The organism is Paraburkholderia sp. (assembly GCF_035656215.1).
Taxonomy (GTDB): Bacteria; Pseudomonadota; Gammaproteobacteria; order Burkholderiales; family Burkholderiaceae; genus Paraburkholderia.
Map to the genome: position 1 here is coordinate 1 of NZ_DASRSY010000064.1, position 6,916 is coordinate 6,916.

Genomic DNA, 6,916 nt, shown 5'->3' on the forward strand with positions numbered 1-6,916 from the left:
CTGGGCGCTCGGTCGCGACGCGCAACTCGATACCGCCTGCGCGGTCATGCGACTGCTGGCCGCCGCGATGATCTCGGCGGCGCCGTCGAACGAACCGCTGCACAAGCAGTTGGCTTCAGCGTGGAACGTGCGCAACCGTCAGCAGGCGGGGCTGTTGCGCGCGGCGCTGGTGGCATGCGCGGATCATGAACTGAATGCGTCGACCTTCACGGTTCGCTGTATCACGTCGACAGGGACGCATCTTTTCGGCGCAGTGGCGGGTGGTCTGGCCGCGTTGGCCGGGCCGCGACACGGTGGCGAGACGGTCCGGATCACCGCGCTCCTTGATGAAGCGTCGCGCGCCCCCGATCTCGATCGCTATCTGGCGAACCGGCTCGCGCGCCTTGAACTCGGTGCACATGGGCCCGTGCTGTCGGGCTTCGGCCATCTGCTATATCCGGAAGGCGACCCGCGCGCGCGTCTGTTGCTTGAGATGCTCGCCGACTGCGCGCCGGCCCGCTCACCGCTAGGCGAAGTGCAGGCGCTCGCGCGCACGGTGCGCGACACGACCGGCGCGGAGCCAACCGTCGACTTTGCGCTCGCGGCCCTCGAACGGGTACTGGGCCTGCCGGCCGGCGCCGCATTCACGCTGTTCGCGGTCGGCCGAGTGGTCGGCTGGATCGCCCATGCAATGGAACAGACACGCGATGGCCGGTTGATCCGGCCACGCGCGCGCTATATCGGGGACTATGAGGCGGCGGGTTGAGGTTGAGCCGCGGGTTACGCCACGCCCAACCAGCGCGGCAGCCAGTTCAACACCGGCAAGCTGCGCAGTGGCCGGGTTGCCGCACGCTCTGACCCGCTAGCCAGCGCGAAACGCGCACCGGCTTTCCCTGCGCTGACCCACGCCACCGTACCGCGCGGCAACTCGGTCGATTGCCCCGTTGCCAGCCAGTGATCCGCGTTGTCGCCTTCGACGGTCAGCCAGATCTCGCCCGAGATCACCTTGAAGATCGACGGACGCGCGACACGCCAGGCCGCCGCGGGCTCGTCATGCTCCATTTCGAAAATACGGACTTCACGCATCGCTTTTCTCCTTCGAAGAACTTTCCTGTTGTAGCGATTATTGACGTGCGATCATCGAATACCCATGCACAGTTCCGAACACTTCCATCGGAACTGTTCAGTTGAAAAAACGGACAGTTGGGGTAAACACGCTTCAGGAGTGCGTGCGGTGCGCACCGTCGAGGCGGTTCTGCGCGCCGGGTCTCCGTTGGAGGAAAGAACCGCATGAAACTCGAAATTCAACTCGATCGGGATAGCGGCGTACCGCTTACCGAGCAGATCGTCACAAGCGTCACCGCCTGGATTCGGTCACGCACGGTTCACCCGGGCGCAAAGCTGCCGTCGATCCGTCAGTTCGCCGCCGACTATGACGTAAGCCGTTTCCCCGTGATCGAGGCTTATGACCGCCTGGTGTCGCTCGGCTATGTCGACTCGCGCCACGGCTCGGGCTTCTATGTCGCCGACCGTCAGCCGGCCAGCACGCAGTGTCAGGGCACCTCGGACCCGCGCCGCGCCGAGGACGAATCGGGACACCTTCTGCAGCAGTTCAACCACCCGGGCGAGACGCTCAAGCTCTGCAGCGGCTTCATTCCCGACGCGTGGCGCGACATGGATAGCCTCGCGCAGGCGATCCGCCACGTGTCGCGCACCGACACCGCAAGCATGGTCGATTACGCGACCCCGCTCGGCAATCTGACCTTGCGCGAACATCTGCAAAGCCGTATCGGCCAGTTGGGAATTCAGGCGGACGCCTCGCAGATTCTGATCACCAACGGCGCAAGCCAGGCGCTCGATCTGCTGATGCGTTACATGCTCAAAGCCGGCGACACGATGTTCGTCGAGGACCCCGGCTACTACAACCTGTACGGTCTGCTGAAGCTGCACGGCGTGAAGCTGATCGGCATTCCGCGCACCCGCAACGGTCCCGATCTCGATGTGTTGCAGGCGCAGTTGCAACTGCACCGGCCGAAACTGATGTTCATCAACACGGTGTTCCACAATCCGACCGGCACCACGGTCGCACCGCCGGTAGCGTTCCGGCTGCTGCAACTGGCGCGCGAACACGGCTTCAAGATCATCGAAGACGACATCTACGCCGACTTCCAGAGTGACGTCACCGACCGTCTCGCGACCCTCGACCAGCTCGAGCACGTGATCTACGTGGGCGGCCTGTCGAAGACGCTGTCGTCGTCGCTGCGCATAGGCTGCGTGGTGGCCAGCCACGCGATCATCAAGGATCTGGTCGACATCAAGATGCTGACGAGCATCGGCGGTTCGCGTTTTGCCGAGGCGGTCGCCGTGTCGCTGCTGGAACGCGGTGCGTACCGTAAGTACCTCGAGCGGCTGCGCCGCCGCATGCGCGACGCGCTCGGCTCGACCATCCAGACACTCGAAGACGCCGGCTGGGAGCTGTTCGAAAAACCCGTTGGCGGCAAGTTCGTCTGGGCACGTGTACCGCACGTCGACAACTCCGAACGGTTCGTAGCATGCGCCGCACCGCTCGGCGTGACGGTAATTCCCGGCAGCTATTTCCGGCCGAACACGGCAGTCAGCCCGTGGATCAGGATTCACGCGGCGTTCGGCAACGAGCCGCGTGCACAGGCATTTTTTCACGCTGCCGTGGCGTTGCCTGCTTCGGCCAAAGCGGCTTGACTTGCCGTCGCGCCTGGCGCTTATCCACTGCGCCGGGCTCCGCTTTTCCCTAGAATAGCGAGTCCCAGCCCAGCCGCCCTCCATGTCCACGCCGCCGCCCCTGCCCGCCTCCGCCGCCACGTCGGCCCCCTCGCCCCGTTCGCTCACCGTGATGCTGTGGCTTGTCGCCACCGGCTTCTTCATGCAGACGCTCGACTCGACCATCGTCAACACCGCGCTCCCCGCGATGGCGACGAGCCTTGGCGAGTTGCCGTTGCGCATGCAATCGGTGGTGATCGCCTACTCGCTGACGATGGCGGTGATGATCCCGGTATCCGGCTGGCTCGCCGACAAACTCGGCACGCGGCGCGTGTTTTTCAGCGCGATCCTCGTGTTCGCGGTCGGCTCGCTGTTGTGCGCCAACGCGCACACCCTGAATCAACTGGTGATCTACCGCATCGTGCAAGGTGTTGGCGGGGCGATGCTGTTGCCAGTCGGACGGCTCGCTGTGCTGCGTACCTTCCCGGCGGAACGCTATTTGCCTGCCTTGTCGTTCGTGGCGATCCCGGGGCTGATCGGGCCGCTAATCGGCCCGACGCTCGGCGGCTGGCTCGTGAAAATCGCGTCGTGGCACTGGATCTTTCTGATCAATGTGCCGGTGGGGATTGTGGGTTGCATCGCCACGTTCATCTTTATGCCGGATAGCCGCAACGAGCACACCGGCAAGTTCGATCTGAAAGGCTATCTGCTGCTGATTTTCGGCATGGTGGCGATTTCATTCGCGCTCGACGGCCGCACTGAGTTTGGTATTCAGCACGCCACGGTGCTGGTGCTGCTGATCCTGAGTCTCGCCTGCTTCGTCGCCTATGGGTTGCACGCCGTGCGCGAGCCAGCACCGATCTTCCCGCTCGATCTGTTCAAGATCCACACTTTCAGCGTTGGTCTGCTTGGCAATCTGTTCGCGCGGATCGGCAGCGGCGCGATGCCCTATCTGATCCCTCTGCTATTGCAGGTGAGTCTCGGCTATAGCGCCTTCGAAGCCGGCATGATGATGCTGCCGGTAGCGGCCGCGGGCATGGCGGCCAAGCGCCTCGTCACGACGCTGATCATCAAGTACAGCTACCGGCAAGTACTGATCGTCAACACGGTGCTGGTGGGGCTGACCATGGCGAGCTTCGCGCTCACTTCAGCCAGCCAACCGCTATGGTTGCGGCTCGTGCAACTGGCGTTCTTCGGCGCGGTTAACTCGATGCAGTTCACCGCGATGAACACGCTGACGCTCAAGGACCTCGGCACCGGCGGCGCAAGCAGCGGCAACAGTCTGTTCTCGCTGGTGCAGATGCTGTCGATGAGTCTCGGCGTGACGGTGGCCGGCGCGTTGCTCGCGACCTTCACTGGCCTCCTGCCGCGCGTGACCGCCGCCAACTCGCTGCCCGCCTTCCATGCGACGTTCCTGTGTGTCGGCATCATCACCGCGGGCTCGTCGTGGATTTTCGCGCAACTGTCGCCGGACATCCGCACGCCCGGGAAAAAGACCGATCCTTCGGAGCGGACCTAAGTTCTGGGCCGAGCGGCGGTGACTCGCTGTGACGTCGCCGCGGTTCGTCGTCATTTCGCAGTGACCACCGCGCCCTGTCGCCGACCCGCAACGGGGCGCGGGCGCACCACAGAAGTGCGAATCATCGCTTTCGCGACCGCGCTGGCGCAAAATCGTCGTACTGACCGTGGCAACCATGCGCTTACAGTGTGTTTCCGCTCGCGCATAGTTCTTGCTCGACTATCCTGTAAACTCACAATTTGCGCCTGCGGACTCGTGTCGAGCATGCAAGCGCGCCGCCACTTCCACACGACTGACATGATGAGCATGATCGAACTCGATCCTCCCGGCTTCCAGCCGCCGCGTCCAATGGCCGGCGACGAAGGATCCCGGCGCACCGTTCTGTACGGCGGCTACACTGTTTTCAGCGTGTTCCAGCCGGTTTTCTCGGTGTCGCACCGGCGCGCGATCGGTTATCACGCTTCACTGCGCGCACACGACGAACATGCGCTGCAAGTGCCGTCGCACGAGGTTTTCACGCAAGCGGCGCGGCGCGGCGACCTGCTGGAACTCGGGCGGCTGGCCGAATCGCTGCATCTGGGCAATTTCAATGCGTTCGACAGCCACGACGAATGGCTTTTCCTGAGCCTGCACCCGGCGGCGCTGATGGACACCAGTTACGGCGACGCACTGCTCGCCGGACTCAAGGCGCTGGGCCTGCCGCCGCAACGGGTGGTGCTGGAAGTGTCCGAACAGGCTGGCGGTGAGACCACGCGCTTCGCCGATATCATCGACGCGTTGCGCAAATCCGGCTTCCTGATCGCGCTGGACGGCTTCGGCGCCAAGCATTCGAACATCGACCGCGTGTGGAATCTGCGTCCCGACATCGTCACGCTCGACCGCTGCATCCTCGCGCAAGCGAGCGAGCACTCACATATCGAACGCGTGCTGCCGGGCCTCGTCTCGATGCTGCACGAATCCGGCCAACTGGTGCTGATGGGCGGCCTGAGCACTGAGCGCGATGCGCTGATCGCGCTCGAATGCAACGTCGACTTCGTGCAGGGCGCGTTCTTCGCAGGCCCGAGCGTCGAGCCGGTGAAACCGCAAGCGGCGGCCGGCTTGATGGACTCGCTCTCCGCGGCGCTACGCGGACGGGTCGCGACGCGCGAACGCGCACAGTCCGCGCGGCTCGCCCCTTATGTCACGGCGCTGGAAACAGCGGCTGCTCAACTCGTGGCCGGGGAATCGGTGATCCAGGCGACCGCGTCGCTGCTCATGCTCGGCGAAACGGCACGCTGCTTCGTGCTCGACGGTTCGGGCCGGCAGATCGGCGACAACGTACTGCCGCCGGGGCGTGCTTCGCAACGCGCCAAGCGCTTCCGGCCATTGCTGCATTCGGAAGGCGCGAGCTGGGAACGCCGGCCGTACTTCATTCAGGCCATGCGCGTGCCCGGCCAGGTGCACCTCACGCCGCCCTACCTGTCGATCAACGAAGCGCACCTGTGCGTGACCGCCTCGATCGCCGCGCATACGCCGCACGGCACGCAGGTGCTATGCGTCGACATCAACTGGGAAGTCGCTGCGCATCGTAATTGACGCAATGGTGTTCCGCTGGATCCGCGCGAGCAGCTTCATGACGGCCGCGCGACCCAGCAAGCGGTTGGCTGCCTGCAAACGCACTGCGCTGGTGACGGCGCGCAACGCGACGATCTTCACCGAACCGTCCGCGAGACTTTGCGTGGACACGTCGATTACCCCAACAACCTCGCCGTCGAAGAGCAACGCAATGCACATTGCGCCTTCGACCGACACCACCTCTGCATGGCTCGCCTGGTGCGCAAGAGCAGTCACCGTCTCCATCCAGGCCACTGGCGCCAGTTCTTGCGTGCACACCGGCGCATCGCTGACGACGTCGCTGACAACTTCGGGCGCGTCGCTAAAGAGACGCAGCAAACCAATCCGATCCTGCGCCTCCAGCGCTGTGCGCAAGCGCTCCACGATCCGCGCATGGGCGGCGGGATCGGGCCGTTCCAGCGGCGCACCCGCGCGCTGCAAACGCGTCTTGGCCCGGTGGACGATCTGACGGCAACTAGCCGGCGTACGGTCGAGGATTTTCGCAATCTCCGCGTAGTCGCAGTCGAAAGCTTCGTGCAGCACGAATGCCGCCCGCTCATCCGGCTTCAGACGCTCGAGCAGGAGCATCACGCCGTACGACATCTCGGCCGCGCGCAAGGCCAGTTCCTCCGCCGATGGCGCCACCTCGTCGAGCCAGGGCTCCGGCAACCAGCCGGCGGCCTGTGACGCACGTTCACGCTGCACATGACGCAGCCGGTCTATCGCCGCGCGCGTGGTGATCGTGGTGAGCCAGGCGGCCGGCGTCTGCACCTCTTGCGTATCGGCGAGATGCCATTTGAGCCAGACGTCCTGCACCACGTCTTCCGCTTCGGCGCGGCTGCCGAGCATCCGGTACGCCAGCGCGAGCAGGCGGGCGCGCACCGCCTCGAAGCTGGATGCCTTGTCGATTCCTTGTTCCGTCATGCGTAGACCTCCAGATCGTGCGTGGTGAAATGCGCGCGGCGCCTTGCCGGCCCAATGCGTGATGTGCTGCCTGCTGCCTGCTGCCTGCTGCCTGCTGCCTGCTGCCTGCTGCCTGCTGCCTGCTGCCTGCTGCCTGCGACATTGTCCGTGCGCGCCCTGCAATCT

Annotated in this window: 6 protein-coding genes; 4 read left to right on the forward strand and 2 right to left on the reverse strand. The window is 64.6% G+C overall.

Going from position 1 to position 6,916, the window contains the following annotated elements; translation table 11 throughout:
• A partial coding sequence (locus tag VFE81_RS03580; RefSeq protein ID WP_325043273.1) for a citrate synthase occupies nucleotides 1–745 on the forward strand: 745 nt, incomplete at its 5' end.
• 14 nt (nucleotides 746–759) lie between these two features.
• Here the strand turns inward: VFE81_RS03580 and VFE81_RS03585 are convergent.
• Nucleotides 760–1,065, reverse strand: coding sequence for a DUF2917 domain-containing protein (locus tag VFE81_RS03585; protein ID WP_325043274.1), 306 nt, complete (start codon nucleotides 1,063–1,065; stop codon nucleotides 760–762).
• Nucleotides 1,066–1,269: 204 nt separating this feature from the next.
• On the opposite strand from VFE81_RS03585, the gene VFE81_RS03590 reads away from it, so the two are divergent.
• The 3 genes from VFE81_RS03590 (at nucleotide 1,270) to VFE81_RS03600 (ending at nucleotide 5,809) form a co-directional block, all read left to right on the forward strand.
• Entirely contained in the window at nucleotides 1,270–2,697 is a 1,428-nt protein-coding gene (locus VFE81_RS03590) for a PLP-dependent aminotransferase family protein (RefSeq protein WP_325043275.1), read from the forward strand.
• Between the two features lie 82 nt (nucleotides 2,698–2,779).
• Complete coding sequence (gene mdtD, locus VFE81_RS03595; RefSeq protein WP_325043276.1) at nucleotides 2,780–4,234, forward strand: multidrug transporter subunit MdtD; 1,455 nt, start codon at nucleotides 2,780–2,782, stop codon at nucleotides 4,232–4,234.
• Between the two features lie 300 nt (nucleotides 4,235–4,534).
• Nucleotides 4,535–5,809, forward strand: a complete 1,275-nt coding sequence (locus tag VFE81_RS03600) for an EAL domain-containing protein (RefSeq protein WP_325043278.1) — start codon at nucleotides 4,535–4,537, stop codon at nucleotides 5,807–5,809.
• Here the strand turns inward: VFE81_RS03600 and VFE81_RS03605 are convergent.
• Nucleotides 5,765–6,751, reverse strand: a complete 987-nt coding sequence (locus VFE81_RS03605) for a sigma-70 family RNA polymerase sigma factor (RefSeq protein WP_325043277.1) — start codon at nucleotides 6,749–6,751, stop codon at nucleotides 5,765–5,767. The genes VFE81_RS03600 and VFE81_RS03605 overlap by 45 nt on opposite strands.
• Between the last annotated feature and the right edge of the window lie 165 nt (nucleotides 6,752–6,916).

Coding starts and splice junctions, on each gene's coding strand:
- mdtD (WP_325043276.1), top strand. CDS start 2,780: ATGTCCACGCCGCCGCCCCTGCCCGCCTCCGCCGCCACGTCGGCCCCC.
- VFE81_RS03585 (WP_325043274.1), bottom strand. CDS start 1,065: ATGCGTGAAGTCCGTATTTTCGAAATGGAGCATGACGAGCCCGCGGCG.
- VFE81_RS03600 (WP_325043278.1), top strand. CDS start 4,535: ATGAGCATGATCGAACTCGATCCTCCCGGCTTCCAGCCGCCGCGTCCA.
- VFE81_RS03605 (WP_325043277.1), bottom strand. CDS start 6,751: ATGACGGAACAAGGAATCGACAAGGCATCCAGCTTCGAGGCGGTGCGC.
- VFE81_RS03590 (WP_325043275.1), top strand. CDS start 1,270: ATGAAACTCGAAATTCAACTCGATCGGGATAGCGGCGTACCGCTTACC.